This is a genomic window from Limosilactobacillus avium (genome assembly GCF_947381485.1).
GTDB lineage: Bacteria > Bacillota > Bacilli > Lactobacillales > Lactobacillaceae > Limosilactobacillus > Limosilactobacillus avium.
In genome coordinates, this window is the sequence record NZ_CANCWN010000020.1 from 11,666 (window position 1) to 30,190 (window position 18,525).

The following is an 18,525-nucleotide window of genomic DNA, read 5'->3' on the forward strand; positions in this document are numbered from 1 at the left end:
GTGCAAGCATTTTATCGGGAAAAGCTCCCGCGTGAGAAGGTCTTTCGGGACCCCATCCACGGGCAAATCATTGTTGACAACCAAATTATCCTTGACCTGATCAACACCCCGGAGTTCCAGCGCCTCCGCCGGATCAAGCAACTCGGCACCTCATCGTTCACCTTTCACGGTGCTGAGCACTCCCGCTTTGGCCACTGTCTCGGCGTTTATGAAATTACCCGGGAAATGTGTAACTACTTTCAGCGCAACTACCCCCAGCAAGTGCCTGGCGACGGCCTGTGGGACGATGGCGAACGACCGGTCGCATTGTGTGCTGCCCTCCTGCACGACCTTGGCCACGGTCCGTATTCCCACACCTTCGAGCACATCTTTGCCACCAACCACGAGCAGATCACCCGCCAGCTCATCACCAGTCCGGAAACCAACATTAACAAGATTCTGCGCCGGGTTTCGCCTGACTTTCCCCACCAGGTAGCCAGTGTGATTGACCACAGCTACCATAACCAGCAGGTTGTTCAGATGATTTCCAGTCAGGTCGACGCTGACCGGATGGACTACCTCCAGCGGGACTCTTACTACACCGGGACCAACTACGGTAAGTTTGACCTTGACCGGGTCCTCCACGTTATGCGCCCCGTCAAGAACGGGATTGCCTTTGAGATCTCGGGGATGCACGCGGTGGAAGATTACATCATCAGCCGCTTACAAATGTACTTACAGGTCTACTTCCACCCGGTCTCCCGGGCAATGGAAGTCATCTTAGACCACCTCTTAATGCGGGCAAAGTACATCTACGAGCACCCCAGCGATTTTGAGCCGGAATTTACCCCACACATGCTGATGCCCTTCTTCAACCACCGGTTCACCCTTGATGACTACCTCGCCCTCGACGACGGAGTCCTGACGACCTACTTCAACCACTGGACCCACTCGCGCGATGACATCTTAAGCGACCTGGCGAACCGTTTTCTGAGTCGCCGACCGTTCAAGTCCGCTATCTACGACCAGGATTCGGCAAAGTTTTTACCACAGTTGCGCGACCTGATCCAAACGGCGGGCTTCGATAGCCGCTACTACACGGCCGTCAACGACAGTTTCAAGCTTCCCTACGACACCTATAACCCGAAAGCCTCCAAGCCCCAGACCCAAATCGAACTGCTCCAGCCTAACGGAGACTTTGTCGAGCTGTCCCAGGTCAGCACCCTGGTAGCGAGCGTCTCCGGGCGGGAAGCCGGTGACCAGCGTTTCTTCTTCCCGAAAGAGATGCTGGAGAAACACCAGGATATCGAGATCTTCGAACCAATTTACGAGAAATTCCAGAGTTACATTAAAAATAACCACATTGTTGACCCAGAAAAGTAGTCCGGGCCAGCTTTTTGGTGATTAACGGCATTTAAGACTGAAAAGGAGAAATTAATAATGGCAATTAAAATGGTAGCAATTGATATTGACGGCACGCTGATTAACGACAATCGCCAGATTACCCCTAAGACCGTCGCCGCAATCAAAAAGGCCAGTCAGCAGGGAATCAAGATTGTCCTCTGCACTGGGCGGCCAATGACCGGGGTGCGGGCCTACCTTGACCAGTTGGGCCTAGCTAACCGCGAGGATGAGTACGTCGTCAGTTTTAACGGGGCCATGGCGCAAACCACCAGTGGCAACGTCATGGTTGACTACAGCATTTCCTTCAACGACTATGCAGACTGGGTCAATTACTGCCTCAAAGAAGGGGTCCACTCCCAAATTGAAACGCGGGATTACATCTACACTACCAACCAAAACCTTAGCTACTACACCATCTACGAATCTGAGCTGGTCAGCATGCTGGTTCGTTACCGTTCCCTCGATGAAATGGCCCGCATTCAGGACCAGTACACGATTGCCAAGGCGATGATGGTGGACGATAAGGAAAAAATTGACCAAGCTGTTAAGGACCTTCCTGAAGAACTTGCCAACCGCTTCTCAATTGTGCGGAGTGAAGACTTCTACCTTGAATTTATGCATAAGGAAGCCAGCAAGGGCAAGGCCCTGGACCGGCTCAGCAGTGAACTGGGGCTTACCGCTGATGAAGTGATGGCACTGGGGAACGCCCAAAACGATAACTCGATGCTTGAATTTGCCGGGCTCGGGGTGGCCATGGGTAACTCGGTCGATAAGACCCTCGCCGTGGCGGACGTTGTTACCGGCGATAATAACCACGATGGGGTCGCCCAAGCAATTGAAAAGTACGTCTTTTAAAGTCACTAACTACTAAAAGCCACTACCCGTTGGCATGATACCAACGGGTAGTGGCTTTTCCCTTTCAAAAACGGTTCGGGACCGGACCCATTAACGACGCCAGATTTTTCTGGACCTTTCGACCACTTGCCAAGTCATAGAACGTGTACTCGCCACGATAACGGTCGATGATTGCCTGGTAGTGGGTGTAACTGTGGGCGTGGCGTTGGTTATGGGGCACCGTGACGTCCTGCAGGAAGTCACGCAATTGCTGGGGGGTACTCGGTCGTCCCCGCCACCGCGCAAGGGCAGCCCGCTTAAAACGGTCCACGGAGTTCCCACCCTGGGGACCAGGTTGAAAATAAGTCTGCAGCTGGTGAATGGTCGCCCGGCTAAACTGGTGGCCCGCTAAGCCCAACATGGCATTTAAGTGGCTAACCTGCTGGTCAAGGTCAGGGGTATTGGTAAACACGGCGGCGGGATTAGGACGGGCCCGTAGTCGACCGTTGAGGGGCTCAATTACGTAGGTCCCGCTCCCGTCCATTAGTAACCAGTGGAAGGGGTACTGTTGCTTATCAAACCACGGTCGCCTTACAACTGAGACCTGGTCTAATTCTGCCAAAACGGCGGCTACCGAGTCGTGACTGCCCAGGACCCAGTTAATGAAGTCCTGGGGAGTAAGGGCGAGTGTTTGGGGACGCACCCGTTTCTGGTAATCCGCGGCAACGGGGAAGAAGAGCTCCGCACAGACCAGCCCAGCGTCATTAATGCCGTCACCAATCAGAAAGTGGCCATCAAAGTAGCGCATCCCACCCAGAATACGGTGGCGGTTAATCACAACCCGGTGCCCAATGGCCGGTTGCCACTGGTAGTCGACTGGGAGGTAGGTTAGCTTCCATGGTGTTCGGGGCGGGAAATCCATTGTCCGGCCAAAGAGTCGTCCTGTCGTAATTACTGTACACATTTTATTCCCCACTTTTCTTTGATCCAGCAAAAAAGGGAGCCCGACAAACGTCGTACTCCCTTAATATTCGTCCGTAAATTAGCTCAACTTGGTAACGGCACCAGTTTCGCTGTTGTATTGGTAGAAGCCGACCATGTTGGAAACAGTGTTATCACTGTTGTTCCGCCGAACTTCAAACTTGTAGGTGTTACCAGACTTACCAGTGGTAATAATTTGGTAACCCTTTTCGCCGCTAAAGCCCATCTTATTGGCAAATTCAACCACCACATCATCAGTCGTCTTCGCAGTAGCGGTCGACGATGAAGAAGCGGCACTCTTGGTAGCACTGCTGGTTGTAGCCGCACTATTGGCATTCTGACTCGTGCTGGTGCTGCCCTTTTGAGCGCTATCAATCTTATCTTGCAACTCGGAATATGCATCGCGCATTGCCGGACTAGTTGACTTTTGTTCCTTTAGATTATTAGAAGCAGTAGCATAGTCCCCATTCCGGTATGCCTTGCGAGCACTCATGTAGTTTTGCAAATCAGTAGCAAGATTGTCGGCCTGTGTTGAACGATTGTTGGTATTGTTCAAACGGTCATATGCGCCCTGGTAGTCCTCGTTACGGATTAACTTGTTGGCAGCACGGTATGCGCTGCCCGACGTGGTCTCCGAGGACCGTACAGATGAACTTGTCGAAGAAGTACTAGATGTTGCTGAGTCGTGGTTGCCACAAGCAGCAAGCGTCAGTGCGATTGCCACTGCAGCCGTCCCAGTAATCACCTTGTTAAATAGTTGCTTTTTTTGCATTTTTATCCTCCTTCGCTACTGCCCACCTTATTATATCATGGATTGGAATTCTCTCCAAAATCTACACGAATATCAAGAAAAGAAAAATCCCAGAATGGCGTTGCCAATTTCTGGGATTCTTTATTTACTACTTATGCCTTTGCACTTTGAAAGACCTGCTTGAATAGCGGACTGACTGGCCGGTTTTCGTTGATCCGCTTAATTGCCGCAGCAATCAGTGGGGCCACGGAAACCTGCTTGATCTTCGCAATTTGCTTTTCCGCTGGTAACTTAATCGAGTCCGTCACAACAACTTCCTTCAGTGGGGACTTTGAGAGACGCTCGATGGCTGGACCGGAAAGAACCGCGTGCGTACATGAAGCGTAAACTTCCTTTGCACCCGCATCAATCAGGGCTTGGGCACCAAGGGTAATCGTCCCGGCAGTATCAATCATATCGTCAATCATGATACAAGTCTTGCCCTTAACATCCCCAATGATGTTCATGACCTGGGCAACGTTCGCCCGTGGCCGCCGCTTATCAATGATGGCGATTGGTGACTTCAAGAATTCAGCCAATGCCCGCGCCCGGGTCACCCCACCGTGGTCCGGAGAAATGACAACCGCGTTATCGGCAACCCCTTCATTGATGAAGTATTCAGCCAATAGTGGCGCCCCCATCAGGTGGTCAACCGGGATATCAAAGAATCCTTGAATCTGGGCGGCGTGCAGATCAAGAGCAATCACCCGGTCCACACCGGAATTTTGTAACATGTTGGCAACCAACTTGGCAGTGATTGGCTCCCGACTCCGTGCCTTCCGATCTTGCCGTGCGTAGCCGTAGTACGGCATCACAACGTTAATGGTCTTGGCGCTGGCCCGCCGTAAAGCGTCAACCATGATCAAGAGTTCCATTAAGTTGTCGTTAACTGGTGCAGAGGTTGATTGAAGAACGTAAACGTTGTCCCCCCGGACACTCTCTTCAATGTTAATCTGAATTTCACCATCACTAAAACGGTCAACAGATAACTTACCAAGCTCAATCCCCAGGTGCTGAGCAATCTTTTCAGCCAGCGGCCGGTTTGAGTTTAAGGCAAACAATTTGAAATTAGAATCAATATTAGACTGTGTCATTAGATCCTCCGGAAGTTTAAGTGAGTCAATTATCTACTTCTTATGATATCGACCCCAGAATTAAAAAGCAAGCAAAAGTGAGATTACCACGGCAACTTCTTGGCGTAATCCTTCTTATTGGTCTGCCGTGACCGGGCAATTGCCATGTCGTATTGTTCCGTGCTGTCGGTAATCGTGGAACCGGCCGCAATAAAGGAATCCTTGGCAATGTTAACTGGCGCAACCAGGTTACTGTTACTACCAATAAAGGCGTGGTCGCCAACATTGGTATGGTGCTTGTTGGTCCCGTCGTAGTTAACAAAGACAACCCCACAGCCGACATTGATGTTCTTACCCAGCGTGGCGTTCCCAATGTAGGTCAGGTGGCCAACCTTGGTACCAGCACCGATGTAGGCCTTCTTGACTTCACAGAAGTTACCGATATGGACGTTTTCACCAATCTCGGCTTCTGGACGCAGGTGGCTGTTCGGGCCGATGTCACTGCCGTTGTGCATCTCGGCGCTTTCCAGCGTTGAGGAGGTAATCTTGACCCCGTCGTGGATGGTCGAATCCACAATCCGTGAGCCGGCAGAGATGTAGCAGTCCTTGCCAATCACGGTGTGGCCCTTGATAACAACGTTTCCTTCCAGGACAGTATCGTTACCGATCTGGATATCAGCATCGATGTACGTGGTTGCCGGGTCAACCATGGAGACCCCTTCTTGCATCCAGTGCTTGTTGATCCGCGCCCGCATTACCTTATTGGCCTTGGCCAAGGCGATCCGGTCGTTAACCCCCATTGACTCTTCAAAGTTGTCCATCTTGTAGGCGGTGACGATTTCGCCTTCCTGCTTGAGAATGCCAATCACATCGGTCAGGTAGTACTCACCCTGGGCATTATCATTCGTAATCTTGGTCAGGGCTTTGAAGAGCTTCTTGTTGTCAAAGCAGTAAACCCCAGTATTGATTTCCTTGATTGCCCGCTCTTGGACATCAGCATCCTTTTGTTCAACGATCCGCTCAACAATACCAACGTTGTCCCGGACAATCCGACCGTAGCCAGTAGGGTCCGGAGCCACTGAAGTTAAAATTGTTGCGGCGGCGTGCCGTGATTCGTGATACTTAAATAGCTTTTCAAAGGTATCTGCAGTAAACAGGGGGGTGTCACCACTGACGATGATTGTTTCCCCATCTTCATTAGCAAGCAGGTCCCGGGCTTGCATTACCGCGTGACCGGTTCCTAGTTGCTGACGTTGCAAAGCGTACCGGGTCCGGTGACCCAGTTCTTCCTTAACCGTGTCGGCCCCGAAACCAACAATCGTAACGATCGTGTCGATGTGGGCCTTTTCCAGTTGGGTCAAAACGTGGTTAACCATTGTCTTTCCACAAACTTGGTGTAAGACCTTGTGGAGCTTGGAACGCATCCGGGTTCCCTTACCAGCTGCTAAAATAACTGCATTTCTCTTTACCATTCTAATTTTCCTTTCCGAAGACATTTTCCATAAAATTACCAGGACGTGCTGTGATGGTCTTTTGATCGCCATCTTCCGCATCAACCGTGACCAGAGACGTGCAATCATCAACCAGGCGGTGGTCGCTGTTGCTACTCTCGGCCAAGACGGTCATCCCCACCAAGTTGGCATCGAATTCCTTGATCAAGGATGCCATCCCGTTCAGGGTTCCGCCCCCCTTAAGAAAATCATCGACAACGACGACATTGGCCCCTGCCGACAGGGTCCGCCGGGACAGTTCCATCTTCTTAATCCGCTTGACTGATCCGGAGACGTAGTTAACACTCACCGTCGGTCCCTCGGTGATGTGGGAACTGTTCCGGACAATCACGAACGGCTTGTTCATGTACATTGCCGCACTCTGGACAATCGGGATTCCCTTGGTTTCCACCGTCATCACTACGTCGACGTCCTTATCCATGTACTGGGTTGCAATCAGCTGGCCCACCTGGTGCAGGATGTCCGGCCGGCCAATCAGGTCCGAAAGGTAAACGTAGCCGCCGGGCAGGAAACGGGAGTCGTCATTGACCTCGTTTACCAGGTTAGCGATGGCCTTTTCCGCATTCTCCTGTGAGTAAAAAGGCGCTAACACAGCACCGCCACTGGCACCGGGGATGGTCTTCAGGCGTCCTTCTCCCCAGGTCTGGAAGGTATGCTTGATGATGCTCAGGTCCTCACTGATTGAGGACTTTGCCGAACCATAGCGTTCACTAAAGAACTTAAGTGACACTAATGTTCGGGGGTGTTCCAGTAAGTAGCGGGTCATATCGACCAGCCGGTTGCTTCTTCGTACTTTCATAATCGTCATTGTCCGCCTTTCTAAAAAGGATTAATTCATAATGAATTTTACCATAAAATGTTCGGCTTTTATGAATTATTTCCAAAAAAGGCCCGCGTCGGCGAAGTTTTTTGCTGACGCGAGCCTGGTTAATTCTAATTTGCTTCAATGAAGTTCTGGTATAAAAGGGCAATGACGTAGATAACGACCTCGATCACGGCGATGAAGAAGCTGACCGGCCAGTTGGTCAAGTAACCTAACAGCAATCCGGTCCAGGTCCCCAGCAAGGAAAAAAGGATTGCCAGCCCCATCATCTTTGCTACCCCGTGGGTGAAGTACTTGGCGCTGGCCGCAGGAATTGTCAGCAGAATGAAGATCAACAGCGAACCAACAATCTGGGCGGCCACACTGACGCTCAACGCCAGGAGGAGCAAAAAGACGACCGAAATAACCGTCTGGTTGACCCCACTCACCTGCGCCCCAACCTCGTCAAAGGAAGAGAACTTCAGCTGGCGGTAGATCAGGACGGTAATTGCCAAAACTACCGCCGACAAGATAATCAGTTGGTGAACTTCACTGGCACTGATTCCGACCACGCTCCCGAAGAGGATGCTGGTCGCGGAACTGGCCGTCTGGCTGCTGAGGGAAAGGAAAAGGATCCCCAGACCAATGAACAGGCCCGATACCGCACTGATGACCGCTTCTCTGCGGGACTCTTTAATACTCATCTGCCCCACCAGAACAGAACTGAGCATGGTAAAGAGGATCATTCCGTTAAGTGGTGCCCAGCCGGCAAAGACCGCAAAGGAGGCCCCGGCAAAGCCAATTTCCGACAGGGTGTGGGTCAGAAAGGATAGTTGGCGGGCGACCACGAACACCCCAATCACCCCACTGACGATTGCAATAAAGGTACTGGCGACAAAGGCGTGCCGCATAAAGGCAAGGCTTAGCATTCTTCTTCCCCCTTTACAATCGCTGCAAGTTCGTTAATCGACCCCGTCGTGTACCCGTCCGCTTGCATGTGGAGGTAGCGGGTACCATACCGTTGGGCAAGGTCCCAATCATGGGTAATGAACATCACGCTGAGGCCGTCTTCTTGAAAACGGGCCACCAGGTCCAGCAAACTGTACTTCATCTCGTTATCCAGGCTAGCGGTGGACTCGTCTAAAATCAGGAGGCGGGGGTTGGTAAGCAGGGCCTGAGCAAGGTAGGCCCGCTGCTTTTCCCCACCAGAGGCGAGGCCCAGGGGACGGCCCGCAATTTTTGTCAGGTCCGTGATCCTGATGATCCGGTCCAGGCGGTGCCGTTCCTTCTTCGTCAGCCATGGCCAACGTGACTGGCGGCTGTTTAAGGCCACAAAGTCGCGAATTGATAAGGGGTACTCCTCATCAAGGTTCCGAAATTGGGGCACGTAGCCCAGGCGGGTGTCCTTGGGGATGTTAATGGTCCCCTCCTTAGGTTTAATCAATCCTAAGAGGGCCTTTACCAGGGTTGTTTTCCCCACCCCGTTTTCACCAACCACGACGAGGAAGTCCCCACTGTTGATGGTAAAACTGAGGTTACTAAAGACGGTATGGTCCCCATAAGCGACTGTTAAGTCATCTACTGACAATACTGCCATTATCGTGCCTCCTTCTGCTGAATCTTGGCGAGTTCTTGGTATTGGTCAATCATCCACTGCTGGTAGGTCTTCCCATTGGGCTTTGATTCCGTCACTTTCAAGACTGGGACGTCATACTTGTGGGCCAGCTGAACCATATTATTAATCACGTGGTCGTCAGACTGGGCGTTCTCCACAAAAAAGGCAATTCGGTGGTTAATGATGGCGTCTTGAAGGTCCTTGACGTCCTGTGGCGAGGGATCATTACCGTCTTCGGTTGCCTTCGCGAAGTGGTTATCAACCACCTGGTAACCTAGGTTATTCAAGGCGTAGTCAAAAACAGGTTCGCTGACGGCAACTGCCCGTTGTTGGCCGACCCCCTGTTTGACGCGCGCAATCTCCTTATCTAGGGGTTGTAACGACTTAAGGTACTTCCGGGCCTGGCGGTGGTAGTAACCGGAATGACCAGGGTCCATTCGTGAATACTGATTGGCAAGTTTCTTTGCTAACTTCTTCATCGTGTTTGGCTGGTACCAAACGTGCTCGTTGGCCCCCGCCCGCTCGCCGGCAACCTGGCGGCCAACGTCAATGACACGGAGGTCTCGGTTTCCGCTAGCTTGAGTCATCTTGGTCAGCCAGTGGTCATAGCCAAGGCCATTTTGAATTACCAGGTTGGCCTTCCCCATCAGCTGTGACTGCTGGGTGCTGGGCTGGTAATCATGGGGATCAATTGAGGCGTTGTTGATCACTGAAGTTACCTGGCCATACTTCCCGGCAACTTGCTGGGCGACCTCACCGTAAAAATTAAGGCTGGTGACAACCCGGACGGGCTTATGTTCCCGGTAGCCCTCCTTAAGTGGCAGGCAGGACAGTACTAAAATGACCACGAGAACGCTCACCAGCGCACCAACACCGGTCCAATACTTCTTCATTGCGTAGCTCTCTCCTAAATCGTAACGATTACTATTTATAACAAAACCATCTTAACGAAAATTGGCCTGCAATGCAAGTATATCAAGACAAAAAAATAAGAGTGGGGGAACAAATTGCGATTTATTTCCGCACTCTTTTAGTTTTCAAGCTTAATTATTGGCTATCCGGAATACTTTTTCCGGCCTGCACATTATCACAACAGGGTCACCACATGAACATCACGGCAAAAACCCCGGATACTGTTTTGAATCCGTTTGGCCCGTGATTCGGTGTGGCAGATGGCAAAAACGGTTGGTCCGGTCCCACTCATCTGAGCAACATCGGCCCCTAGCTCGACCATTTTTTCCTTCAACCGCTTAATCTCCGGGTAGAAGCTCATCGTGACCGGTTCAAGGACGTTTCCCATGTACTTGGTTGCCGTTTGCCAATCCTGGGCCCGCAGGCTAGCAAGTAACTGATCGTTATCTAGGTGGTCAATCTTTTCGTAATTAATCTGTCGCAAAATCTGGGGCGTTGAAACGCTGATCTGTTGTTTGGCAATCACGACCCAGTAGTGGGGCTGGGGCGGCAATAGTTCAATCTTCTCACCGTGGCCGGAGACGTAGGCCAACTGACTATAGACACAGTAAGGAACATCGGAGTCAATTGTGAGGGCAATCGTTGCCAATTCCTGCTTTGAAAGCCCCAACCGCCACATACTATTAAGGGCGCGCAGGACCGCGGCCGCATCGGATGACCCCCCACCAAGGCCTGCGGCAACCGGAATGTTCTTCTTAATGTTAATTGTGACCCCTTCCTTGCAGTGGAAACGGCTGCGAAGGATATGGGCCGCTTGATAGGCAAGGTTCCGCTGGTCGTTCGGCAAGAAGCCACTATTGGTGTACACCTTAATCGTTGCTGGCCGCCGGTGGGTCTCAACGGTCACGTAGTCAGCCAAGTCGGCTGAGGTCATCACCATGTCCCAGCGCGGTGAACCGTCAAAGTAACGCATTGGCGTATCGAGACTTAAATTTAACTTTGCTGGCGCCTTTTCAGTTACACGCATCGAATCTTCCCTCCCAACCTCATATAATCTACTTAATTTGATTATACTAACGGGAGAAATAAACGGCAAGCTCTTACCGTTGCAAAGCCATCAGCCACTTCACTCCACACACATGTCAGAAATAAAAAACCTCCGGTGTTCGGCAATGCCGGGCACTGGAGGTTATCGTGTATTGGGCCGCGCAAGTTTCACGGCTCTATCAGCTTCTATTATTCAAAGGCTAACGAGATGTTATGCGTTAAAACATCCGTGTAGCTGTAAGAGATCCGGTCAAGGGAACCCTGACCATCGTTTAAGTGGACAATGAAAATCGCTGGGTAGGTCTTGCTCAAGATCCCGTGGTGCGTTGCCACCCGCTTACGTCCCGCCTGGGCCTTCACTAAGACCGGCTGGCCAATTCGATCATCCAATTCCTTCTTGATCTCCACAATCGTTTCTGGCACTCCACTTCACCTCACTGCAATAAACAGTACCATTAAATTATTAAACAATTAATATTACCATTATATTACAGAAAAGTCAATTTAGAGAAGCGCCGCCGCGTGGAGACGGTTGGCCAAGTCAATGAACTGGTCGAGGGTCAGTCTTTCCGGCCGAATTTGCGGAGAAATTCCCGCTTGATCAAGAATCGTCTGCATCTTTTCCTTTACGTCCGCCTGCTTACCAATGACTGATTGAAGGTTATTCCACAGGCTCTTCCGCCGGTGGGCAAAGCAACCACGGATGAAGCCAAAAAGCTTCTGCTGGTCAAAGGGCTGGACTGCCAGCGGCTCTTTTCGGGGCTTAAGAACGACGATCGCTGAATCAACGTTGGGCGATGGCACAAAGGCATGGCGGGAAACGTTAAAGGCAATCGTTGCCGTCATCTGGTACTCAATTGCCAAAGTTAGGGCCCCATACTGCTTAGTTCCCGGCTGGGCAGCCAGTCGTTGGGCCACCTCCTTTTGCATCATGACGCAAATGGCGGCCCACTTAACAGGCGCCTTCAGGAGGTTCATTAAAATCGGACTGGTGATGTAGTACGGCAGGTTAGCAACCACCTTGACCGGCTTGGTAGGGTCCGTGAATTGATCCTGAATCAGTGCCGGGAGGTTCGCCGCCAGGACATCCTGGTTTAAGACCTTAACATTGGGGTACGGCTTGAGAACCTCATTTAATACTGGAATCAGGTCCTGGTCAATTTCCAAAGCCAGGACCTCGCCAGCCGCCTGGGCGAGCTGCTCAGTAAGGGCCCCAATCCCCGGGCCAATTTCAATCACGTTATCCACCTTGGTGATCTCACCGGCATCGACAATCCGCTTCAAGACGTTGAGGTCAGTCAAGAAGTTCTGACCAAAGCTCTTCTTGGTGTGGATCCCGTACTTTTCCATGATGGCCCGTGTGCGGGTGCGACTTCCAATTTGTGGTGTCTTACTCATTGCTTTCCTCCTGGTCAATTTGCTTCACTGCGGCGGTGAACTGGTCAGCGGTCACCTGGAACATGTTCAAACGGTGAACCAGTTGCTTACCGTTTCCGTAGCCAATCCCTAAGATTTGGCCCAGGCGCTCCCGCCGGCGTTTTGAGTTCTGCTGGCCGGTTAACCCCGCCGCTTGTAAATCACGCTGGGAGAAGAGCGGGTTCGCTGCGGGCGCCTGGGTATAAAGGTGCTTCAACGCTGCTTTGATCACCGCAGGGTCAGCGTGCTCAACGCCCAAGCTACCGTGGGCCTCGTTGGGCACCCCTTGGTCACGGCGGATAAAGGCGTGCTTAATTCCCGGTACGGCAGCACTGATCATCTTCCGGAGGCGTTCGCCGTTAAAGTCGGGATCAGTAAAGACAATTAGTCCCCGGCTTTGCTGAAGTTTCTTCAGCCGGGCCAGGTCATTAGCATTCAGTGCTGAACCGTTCGTTTCATAGGTATCAGCATCAACCACCTTTTGGACCTGCTTCGTATCGTCCTTCCCCTCAACGACAATTACTTCTTTAATCTTCGTCATGATGTCTTTTTAAAAAGAGCCTCCTTGCGTTCTGGTAAGTATGGTAGGCTGCCTGGCTAAAGGAAACCTGCTTGAGGTCGGCAACCGCATCGACAACGAACTTGGTAAAGGCCGGTTCGTTCTGCTTTCCCCGAAACGGAGCCGGCGTCAGATACGGGGCGTCCGTTTCCACCATCATCCGGTCCAGAGGGACTGCCTGAACAGCAGCATGCACGTCCTTAGCGTTGCCGAAGCTGGCTACCCCACTAAAGGAGATTGCCATCCCCAGTGCCAAGAACTTTTCCGCCCATTCGGGAGTACCGTTGAAGCTGTGCATCACCCCACCAAAGTCACCCACGTGGACGTTTTTCAGGATGGCATAGGTATCGGCCAGGGCCTCTCGACAGTGGATGGAAACGGGTAGGTGCCGTTCCCGGGCCCAGGCAAGCTGCTCCTCAAAGATATCCTGCTGTTGGTGATGGGGCGAATACTCGTCGTTGTAATAATCCAGGCCAATTTCGCCAATTCCCACAACCACCGGGTCATCAAGCTGCTGGCGAAGGGTTTGCCGCGCATTTTCATCAAAGGTCCGGATATCCTCTGGGTGCCAGCCAATGATGGGGTGCAGGTTGCTAAAGCGGTGCCCCAGGTCCAGTGCCCGCTGGTTCAGCTTGGCGTTTGATCCCACGATGTTCATCTGGGTCACCCCGTAGTATGCCGCCCGGTCCTCAAAGGCCGGCACGTCGTCATAAAAGGGATCATCGTTCAGGTGGGTATGGGAATCATACACCTGCCGCCAATCGCGTTGCTTCTTTCCCATGGCTTAGCCCAGTTCCAGGCCTGGTTCTAAGGCGTCATCAACCGTGACGACCGTTACCTGGTTGTCCTTCTCAACGGACAGCAGCATCCCCTGGCTAACTTCACCGCGCATCTTCCGCGGCTTCAAGTTGGCAACGATAACAACCTTCTTGCCAACCAGGACACTCGGGTCCGGGTACCATTGGGCGATTCCGGAAAGAATTTGCCGGCCGTCTGGGGTCCCATCATCCATGTGGAACTTCAACAGCTTATCAGCACCCTTGACGTGGTCAGCAGCGGTGATCTTAGCTACCTTTAGGTCCACCTTATCGAAGGCTTCAATCCGAATCAGCTTCTTGCCATCCGTCGCCACTTCTTCCTTCTTCACGGCTTCTTTCTTGGCTTCTTCCATTGCCTTCCGTCCCTTTGTCTTTTGGTTAGCGCTCATCTTGCTCTTGATGAACTCAACTTCCTTCTTAACGTCCAGACGAGGGAAGATTGGCGTTCCCTTGGCAACCACTTGGGCAGCTGCTGGGAAGTCGTTGAATTCCAGGTTCTCTAAGGAAACGGCTTCTTCTGGCAGGCCCAGTTGCCGGGCAATTTCCTTTGGTGCGTCCGGCATGACTGGTTGCAGCAGGGCTGCAATTACCCGGAGGCTCTTTGCCAGGTGGGTCATTACATCAGACAGGACATCCTTCTTGCTGTCGTCCTTTGCCAAGACCCATGGTTCGGTCTCGTCAATGTACTTGTTGGCCCGGGAAACGAGCTTCCAGACCGCAGCCAGAGCGTCCGCAAAGTGGGTCTTGTCCATCATTTCCTTGTATTCTGCAATGGCGTCCTGGGCCGTCTTTTCCAGGTCGGCGTCAAAGGCCGTCTCAGTAGTGTTTTGACCATCGATCTTGCCACCTTGGTACTTGTTGATCATGGCAACAGTCCGGTTCAGAAGGTTCCCCAGATCGTTAGCGAGGTCAAAGTTGACCTTGTCGACAAAGTCTTCTGGACTGAAGACCCCGTCGTTGCCGAATGGCATTGCCCGCAGTAGGTAGTAACGGGTAGCGTCGAGGCCGTAGCGGTCAACTAAGGTTTCAGGATAAACCACGTTCCCCTTGGACTTGGACATCTTGCCGTCCTTCATTGTCAGCCAGCCGTGGCCAATGACGTGCTTCGGCAGTGGCAGTCCCAACGCGTGCAGCATGATTGGCCAGTAAATGGTGTGGAAACGGACAATTTCCTTACCAACCATGTGGACATCTGCTGGCCAGTACTTCTTGAAGAGTTCGTCGTTGTCAGAACCGTAGCCCAAAGCAGTGATATAGTTGGACAAGGCATCAATCCAGACGTAGACAACGTGCTTCGGGTCGTTTGGAACCTTAACCCCCCAGTTGAAGGAGGTCCGGGTGACGGCCAGGTCCTCTAGGCCCGGCTTCAGGAAGTTATTGACCATTTCGTTCATCCGACTGTGGGGTTCGATGAAGTCCGGGTGCTCCTTGTAGTAGTTCATTAGCCAGTCGGCGTACTTACTCATCTTGAAGAAGTATGACTCTTCCTTAACCAGCTGGACTTCGTGACCGGACGGCGCCTTCCCCCCAATCACCTTGCCGTTGTCGTCGCGGTAGACTTCGGCCAGTTGACTTTCCGTGAAGTATTCTTCATCATCAACCGAATACCAACCCACGTATTCGCCCTTGTAAATGTCGCCCTGGTCAACAAACTTTTGGAAGATCTTCTGGACCGCCTTTTCGTGGTAGTCATCCGTCGTCCGGATAAACTTATCGTTGGTGATCTTCAGCGTCTTCCACAGCTTCTTGATTCCGGCAGCCATTTGATCGACGTATTCTTGGGGCTGCATCCCAAGCTTATCGGCCTTCTGTTCAATCTTCAGGCCGTGTTCATCAGTCCCCGTTAAGAAGAAGACATCGTAACCGTTTAGCCGTTTGAAACGGGCTTCCGCATCACAGGCAACCGTGGTGTAGGAGTTACCAATATGCAGCTTACCAGATGGATAGTAAATTGGTGTTGTAATGTAATAGGTTGGTTTTTGTGTAGCCATATGAGGCCCCTCTTTCTAGTATGATTTTAGAATTGCATTGACGTTAAGTATAGCATAATTAGTGGCGCAATGAGCAGCTTGCCGCCGCTAAAACAGGTCGAGCTGCTCCGGTGACCGGGGCGCCAATCCCGAAAAGTGGACTCCCATCATTTTCTGCAGTTGCAGGGCATTCGGAGCAGCATCCTTTGCGGAGTTGTTGTTAAAAATAACGCAGGTTTCTTTAGGCGCTGGGTTCAGGGCCCGGATTGCCTGGGCAAAAGCGGCTAACTCTTTTTCACTGTAACGGTAGAGGGTCCGCGTCTTGCGCCAGCTTTTATCCTGGTTTGCCCACCCTTCTTTATTCCTCCCGTGCAGACGCAGGAGGGCCAGGTCCGGATTAGTGGTGACCAGCTTGAAGGGAACGGAGGTCACGGTATCGTGAGGTTCATCCGCGGCCACCAGGGTGAATTTGAGGTCACGACAGTAGCTGATTAGTGAGTCCACGACCCCTGGCTGGTACCAGCTGCTGTTGCGGAGTTCCACCGCTACCGGTAGTTGTCCCATCCATGTGCGGACAAGTTTTAGGTACTCGATGTCCGCAACGCTGGCGTCAAAGTACGGCGGAAACTGGAACAGGACCGTCTTCAACTGACCAGCCGCCACCAAAGGGGCAATTGTTCGCCGGTACTGCTCAAAGAGGGTTGCCAGCTCCCCCTTATCCTGGTGGCGCCGGTGGAGGGTCATCCCCTGGTGGGCCTTAATAATAAAGGTAAAGTCTTCCGGAACCGCCGCCAGCCAGTTCTGAATGGTGCTCATCTGGGGCAAAGCGTAGAAAAAGGTATCGACTTCCACCGTTGGAAAATGCTGGGCGTATTCATTGAGGGTCACTGGTCGTTGCTCATTGTGAATCAGGACGGGGTGTTCCGTCCACGTCGTCATTCCCATCGTAATTTTTGCCATGATCTCCCTCCTTATCACAAAGCTATCCTATCGGTCCGGGCCGATAAATGCAACCAAATTGGTGGGGCCTTACTCATAAATTGCTTAGCAAATTCTTAATTTTTTGAAAAAATATATATTCATTATTCACGTGCTCATCGACTGATTTAACAGTGATTATACATAGTTGAACTTTAATATGCATTTGGCCCCAGGGCCGCCGAAAATTTATGCAATTTACAAAATAAGAGGCGGTGGGCAAAATCGTTCAAAAGACTAGCCAGACGACATTTAAGATGATATGTTGGATATGGAAAATATGAAAGGAGCGATCACAATGCTACTAACTAAGAAGCTTTTTCACAACACTAAGAAGTCGACTGAGAACCGGAAGGGTTCAGCAGTATTACCCATCAAGGTGGATGGGAAGGTCGTCTTCTTTGCTTAGTTCACGTAATAATATATAAAAAAGAGTGGCTGGTAAGAAAACATGGTTTTCTTCCAGCCACTCTTTTTCTATATCGAATATTACAGTAATCGCAGAAAGCCATAAGCTAGCGCTGCAGAGCAAGTCCATTAATACGGAACCGCCCCGGTACTTTTCCCTAGCTTTTTTAGGCAAAGTGCTTCTTCAGTGCCGCAGCCTGCAATTCAACAACGTTATTATGGTTGAAACGGGCAAACACTAGCGCATCGTTTAGCAGGTCGGCAATGTGATCCGGGTCCCCACCACCACGAATTGCGTTGTTGGCTTGCAACAGCCGGGTCCGCGGCATGAAGAAGGTTACGTGGCGCCGGGCGCAGAAGTCCGTCACTATCTGCAGACAGTGGTTGCTTCGCGGGTAACGCTCCCGTAACGCCTCGTACTCCGCAACGTAGTACAACATCATTATCAACCGTAAGTAGGTCGTCGTCGATTCCTTAGCTAACTTAACAGAATCGTTTTGTGCTCGCAGGTAGTTGATTACCTTCGTGAAAAAGAACTCCGCGTTGCCAAGCTCGTTTTTACGGGCGTAAAGGATCCCTGACCCGAGGTAGGCCAACTGAGAATACACCGTTTCGTGTTGTTCGTCGAGCTTATCCAGGATCTGTGTGAAGTTGAACATCGTCGTGGCCGTCTGGTTGTTAGTCAGGGTGTCGAGCATTCCCCGCAGGTAATAGTACTGCATCCGCTGCTGGCGGTTCGGCAATTCCTGTTCCCTGACGCTTCGCAACTGGCTGATTACCAGGGGGAATTTTTCCGCCATCAGGTTGAGTTCTGCCTCGTCCAAGACTGTTTTGCGGACGGGCTCTGGCGTACTTCTCCCATTTTCAGCAAGGTCATCAATGCTCAAGTCCAATCGTTGGCATAATTTCCCCAAAATCAGCACTGAGGGGATCTGACCGTTGCTTTCAAACTTACTGAGCGTGGATTGCGTACAGATACCGTCACACAGTGCGACCTGGGAAATGCCCCGTTTCTTTCGTCGTTGGACAAATTTTTGAATATCCATTCGCGCTCCCACCTTTTCGATTAGCCATGCAAACCGAGGGCAATCTTAGCAAAACGACTCATCTTGTCGATGCCCCAAACGGGTTCCCAGACTAAGTTAATCTTACATTTGTATACTCCATCAACGGAGGTGGCCGCTTCGGTGATGGCATCGTTCAAGAAGTCACCAAGTGGGCAGCCCATCGTTGTCAAAGTCATCGTTACGATGCATAGGCCGTCGTCATCAACCGACACATCATAAATTAAACCGAGGTTTACCAGGTCAATCCCCAATTCTGGGTCGATAACCTTTTCCAAAGCCCCCATTACCGCATCTTCGGTCGGCGAGTATTCCTTACTTTCTTTTTCTTCATCACTATCTTTGGCCATCTTAATACCTCCGT

General features: G+C 51.5%; 19 protein-coding genes. 2 read left to right on the forward strand and 17 right to left on the reverse strand.

Features of this window, described 5'->3' with window-relative positions; translation table 11 throughout:
* Complete coding sequence (locus tag QOS01_RS07120) at nucleotides 1–1,362, forward strand: HD domain-containing protein (protein ID WP_283621724.1); 1,362 nt, start codon at nucleotides 1–3, stop codon at nucleotides 1,360–1,362.
* A 57-nt stretch (nucleotides 1,363–1,419) separates the two neighbouring features.
* Nucleotides 1,420–2,238, forward strand: coding sequence for a Cof-type HAD-IIB family hydrolase (locus QOS01_RS07125; protein WP_283621725.1), 819 nt, complete (start codon nucleotides 1,420–1,422; stop codon nucleotides 2,236–2,238).
* Between the two features lie 64 nt (nucleotides 2,239–2,302).
* Here the strand turns inward: QOS01_RS07125 and QOS01_RS07130 are convergent, their stop codons facing one another.
* The 17 genes from QOS01_RS07130 to QOS01_RS07210 all read right to left on the reverse strand — a co-directional run bounded on the left by QOS01_RS07130 (nucleotide 2,303) and on the right by QOS01_RS07210 (nucleotide 18,511).
* Entirely contained in the window at nucleotides 2,303–3,181 is an 879-nt protein-coding gene (locus QOS01_RS07130) for a linear amide C-N hydrolase (RefSeq protein WP_283621726.1), read from the reverse strand.
* A gap of 78 nt (nucleotides 3,182–3,259) precedes the next feature.
* Nucleotides 3,260–3,970 (reverse strand): hypothetical protein, encoded by a 711-nt coding sequence (locus QOS01_RS07135; protein WP_283621727.1) that lies wholly within the window; start codon nucleotides 3,968–3,970, stop codon nucleotides 3,260–3,262.
* A gap of 131 nt (nucleotides 3,971–4,101) precedes the next feature.
* Complete coding sequence (locus QOS01_RS07140) at nucleotides 4,102–5,082, reverse strand: ribose-phosphate diphosphokinase (RefSeq protein ID WP_047767929.1); 981 nt, start codon at nucleotides 5,080–5,082, stop codon at nucleotides 4,102–4,104.
* Between the two features lie 83 nt (nucleotides 5,083–5,165).
* A complete protein-coding gene (gene glmU / locus QOS01_RS07145; RefSeq protein ID WP_283621728.1) occupies nucleotides 5,166–6,533 on the reverse strand; it encodes a bifunctional UDP-N-acetylglucosamine diphosphorylase/glucosamine-1-phosphate N-acetyltransferase GlmU in 1,368 nt (455 codons plus the stop codon).
* A 1-nt stretch (nucleotide 6,534) separates the two neighbouring features.
* Nucleotides 6,535–7,371 (reverse strand): pur operon repressor, encoded by an 837-nt coding sequence (gene purR / locus QOS01_RS07150; RefSeq protein WP_283621750.1) that lies wholly within the window; start codon nucleotides 7,369–7,371, stop codon nucleotides 6,535–6,537.
* A 134-nt stretch (nucleotides 7,372–7,505) separates the two neighbouring features.
* Nucleotides 7,506–8,303, reverse strand: a complete 798-nt coding sequence (locus tag QOS01_RS07155; RefSeq protein ID WP_283621729.1) for a metal ABC transporter permease — start codon at nucleotides 8,301–8,303, stop codon at nucleotides 7,506–7,508.
* Nucleotides 8,297–8,971: an ABC transporter ATP-binding protein gene (locus QOS01_RS07160; protein WP_283621730.1), complete on the reverse strand. Its 675-nt coding sequence runs from the start codon at nucleotides 8,969–8,971 to the stop codon at nucleotides 8,297–8,299. The genes QOS01_RS07155 and QOS01_RS07160 overlap by 7 nt, the downstream gene beginning before the upstream one ends.
* Entirely contained in the window at nucleotides 8,971–9,882 is a 912-nt protein-coding gene (locus QOS01_RS07165; RefSeq protein WP_283621731.1) for a metal ABC transporter solute-binding protein, Zn/Mn family, read from the reverse strand. The genes QOS01_RS07160 and QOS01_RS07165 overlap by 1 nt, the downstream gene beginning before the upstream one ends.
* Before the next feature lie 194 nt (nucleotides 9,883–10,076).
* Nucleotides 10,077–10,928, reverse strand: a complete 852-nt coding sequence (gene ispE / locus QOS01_RS07170) for a 4-(cytidine 5'-diphospho)-2-C-methyl-D-erythritol kinase (protein WP_283621732.1) — start codon at nucleotides 10,926–10,928, stop codon at nucleotides 10,077–10,079.
* A gap of 209 nt (nucleotides 10,929–11,137) precedes the next feature.
* Nucleotides 11,138–11,371, reverse strand: coding sequence for a Veg family protein (locus QOS01_RS07175; RefSeq protein ID WP_283621733.1), 234 nt, complete (start codon nucleotides 11,369–11,371; stop codon nucleotides 11,138–11,140).
* 81 nt (nucleotides 11,372–11,452) lie between these two features.
* Nucleotides 11,453–12,346 carry a 16S rRNA (adenine(1518)-N(6)/adenine(1519)-N(6))-dimethyltransferase RsmA gene (gene rsmA, locus QOS01_RS07180; protein WP_283621734.1) on the reverse strand — a complete coding sequence of 298 codons (894 nt, stop codon included), beginning with the start codon at nucleotides 12,344–12,346 and terminating at the stop codon, nucleotides 11,453–11,455.
* Nucleotides 12,339–12,905, reverse strand: coding sequence for a ribonuclease M5 (gene rnmV, locus QOS01_RS07185; RefSeq protein ID WP_283621735.1), 567 nt, complete (start codon nucleotides 12,903–12,905; stop codon nucleotides 12,339–12,341). The genes rsmA and rnmV overlap by 8 nt, the downstream gene beginning before the upstream one ends.
* The gene (locus tag QOS01_RS07190) at nucleotides 12,892–13,704 is read right to left on the reverse strand and encodes a TatD family hydrolase (RefSeq protein WP_283621736.1); all 813 of its coding nucleotides are present in this window, start codon (nucleotides 13,702–13,704) and stop codon (nucleotides 12,892–12,894) included. The genes rnmV and QOS01_RS07190 overlap by 14 nt, the downstream gene beginning before the upstream one ends.
* Before the next feature lie 3 nt (nucleotides 13,705–13,707).
* Entirely contained in the window at nucleotides 13,708–15,732 is a 2,025-nt protein-coding gene (metG, locus tag QOS01_RS07195; RefSeq protein ID WP_283621737.1) for a methionine--tRNA ligase, read from the reverse strand.
* A gap of 87 nt (nucleotides 15,733–15,819) precedes the next feature.
* Entirely contained in the window at nucleotides 15,820–16,671 is an 852-nt protein-coding gene (locus QOS01_RS07200; RefSeq protein WP_283621738.1) for a DUF72 domain-containing protein, read from the reverse strand.
* A gap of 593 nt (nucleotides 16,672–17,264) precedes the next feature.
* Nucleotides 17,265–18,143 carry a helix-turn-helix domain-containing protein gene (locus QOS01_RS07205; RefSeq protein ID WP_283621739.1) on the reverse strand — a complete coding sequence of 293 codons (879 nt, stop codon included), beginning with the start codon at nucleotides 18,141–18,143 and terminating at the stop codon, nucleotides 17,265–17,267.
* Nucleotides 18,144–18,163: 20 nt separating this feature from the next.
* Entirely contained in the window at nucleotides 18,164–18,511 is a 348-nt protein-coding gene (locus QOS01_RS07210) for a metal-sulfur cluster assembly factor (protein WP_283621740.1), read from the reverse strand.
* Nucleotides 18,512–18,525: the final 14 nt, after the last annotated feature.

Bases quoted from the DNA above. Each gene is read 5' to 3' on its own strand.
- QOS01_RS07125 (WP_283621725.1), top strand. From the start codon at position 1,420: ATGGCAATTAAAATGGTAGCAATTGATATTGACGGCACGCTGATTAAC.
- QOS01_RS07130 (WP_283621726.1), bottom strand. From the start codon at position 3,181: ATGTGTACAGTAATTACGACAGGACGACTCTTTGGCCGGACAATGGAT.
- QOS01_RS07135 (WP_283621727.1), bottom strand. From the start codon at position 3,970: ATGCAAAAAAAGCAACTATTTAACAAGGTGATTACTGGGACGGCTGCA.
- QOS01_RS07140 (WP_047767929.1), bottom strand. From the start codon at position 5,082: ATGACACAGTCTAATATTGATTCTAATTTCAAATTGTTTGCCTTAAAC.
- glmU (WP_283621728.1), bottom strand. From the start codon at position 6,533: ATGGTAAAGAGAAATGCAGTTATTTTAGCAGCTGGTAAGGGAACCCGG.
- purR (WP_283621750.1), bottom strand. From the start codon at position 7,371: ATGAAAGTACGAAGAAGCAACCGGCTGGTCGATATGACCCGCTACTTA.
- QOS01_RS07155 (WP_283621729.1), bottom strand. From the start codon at position 8,303: ATGCTAAGCCTTGCCTTTATGCGGCACGCCTTTGTCGCCAGTACCTTT.
- QOS01_RS07160 (WP_283621730.1), bottom strand. From the start codon at position 8,971: ATGGCAGTATTGTCAGTAGATGACTTAACAGTCGCTTATGGGGACCAT.
- QOS01_RS07165 (WP_283621731.1), bottom strand. From the start codon at position 9,882: ATGAAGAAGTATTGGACCGGTGTTGGTGCGCTGGTGAGCGTTCTCGTG.
- ispE (WP_283621732.1), bottom strand. From the start codon at position 10,928: ATGCGTGTAACTGAAAAGGCGCCAGCAAAGTTAAATTTAAGTCTCGAT.
- rsmA (WP_283621734.1), bottom strand. From the start codon at position 12,346: ATGAGTAAGACACCACAAATTGGAAGTCGCACCCGCACACGGGCCATC.
- rnmV (WP_283621735.1), bottom strand. From the start codon at position 12,905: ATGACGAAGATTAAAGAAGTAATTGTCGTTGAGGGGAAGGACGATACG.
- QOS01_RS07190 (WP_283621736.1), bottom strand. From the start codon at position 13,704: ATGGGAAAGAAGCAACGCGATTGGCGGCAGGTGTATGATTCCCATACC.
- metG (WP_283621737.1), bottom strand. From the start codon at position 15,732: ATGGCTACACAAAAACCAACCTATTACATTACAACACCAATTTACTAT.
- QOS01_RS07200 (WP_283621738.1), bottom strand. From the start codon at position 16,671: ATGGCAAAAATTACGATGGGAATGACGACGTGGACGGAACACCCCGTC.
- QOS01_RS07205 (WP_283621739.1), bottom strand. From the start codon at position 18,143: ATGGATATTCAAAAATTTGTCCAACGACGAAAGAAACGGGGCATTTCC.
- QOS01_RS07210 (WP_283621740.1), bottom strand. From the start codon at position 18,511: ATGGCCAAAGATAGTGATGAAGAAAAAGAAAGTAAGGAATACTCGCCG.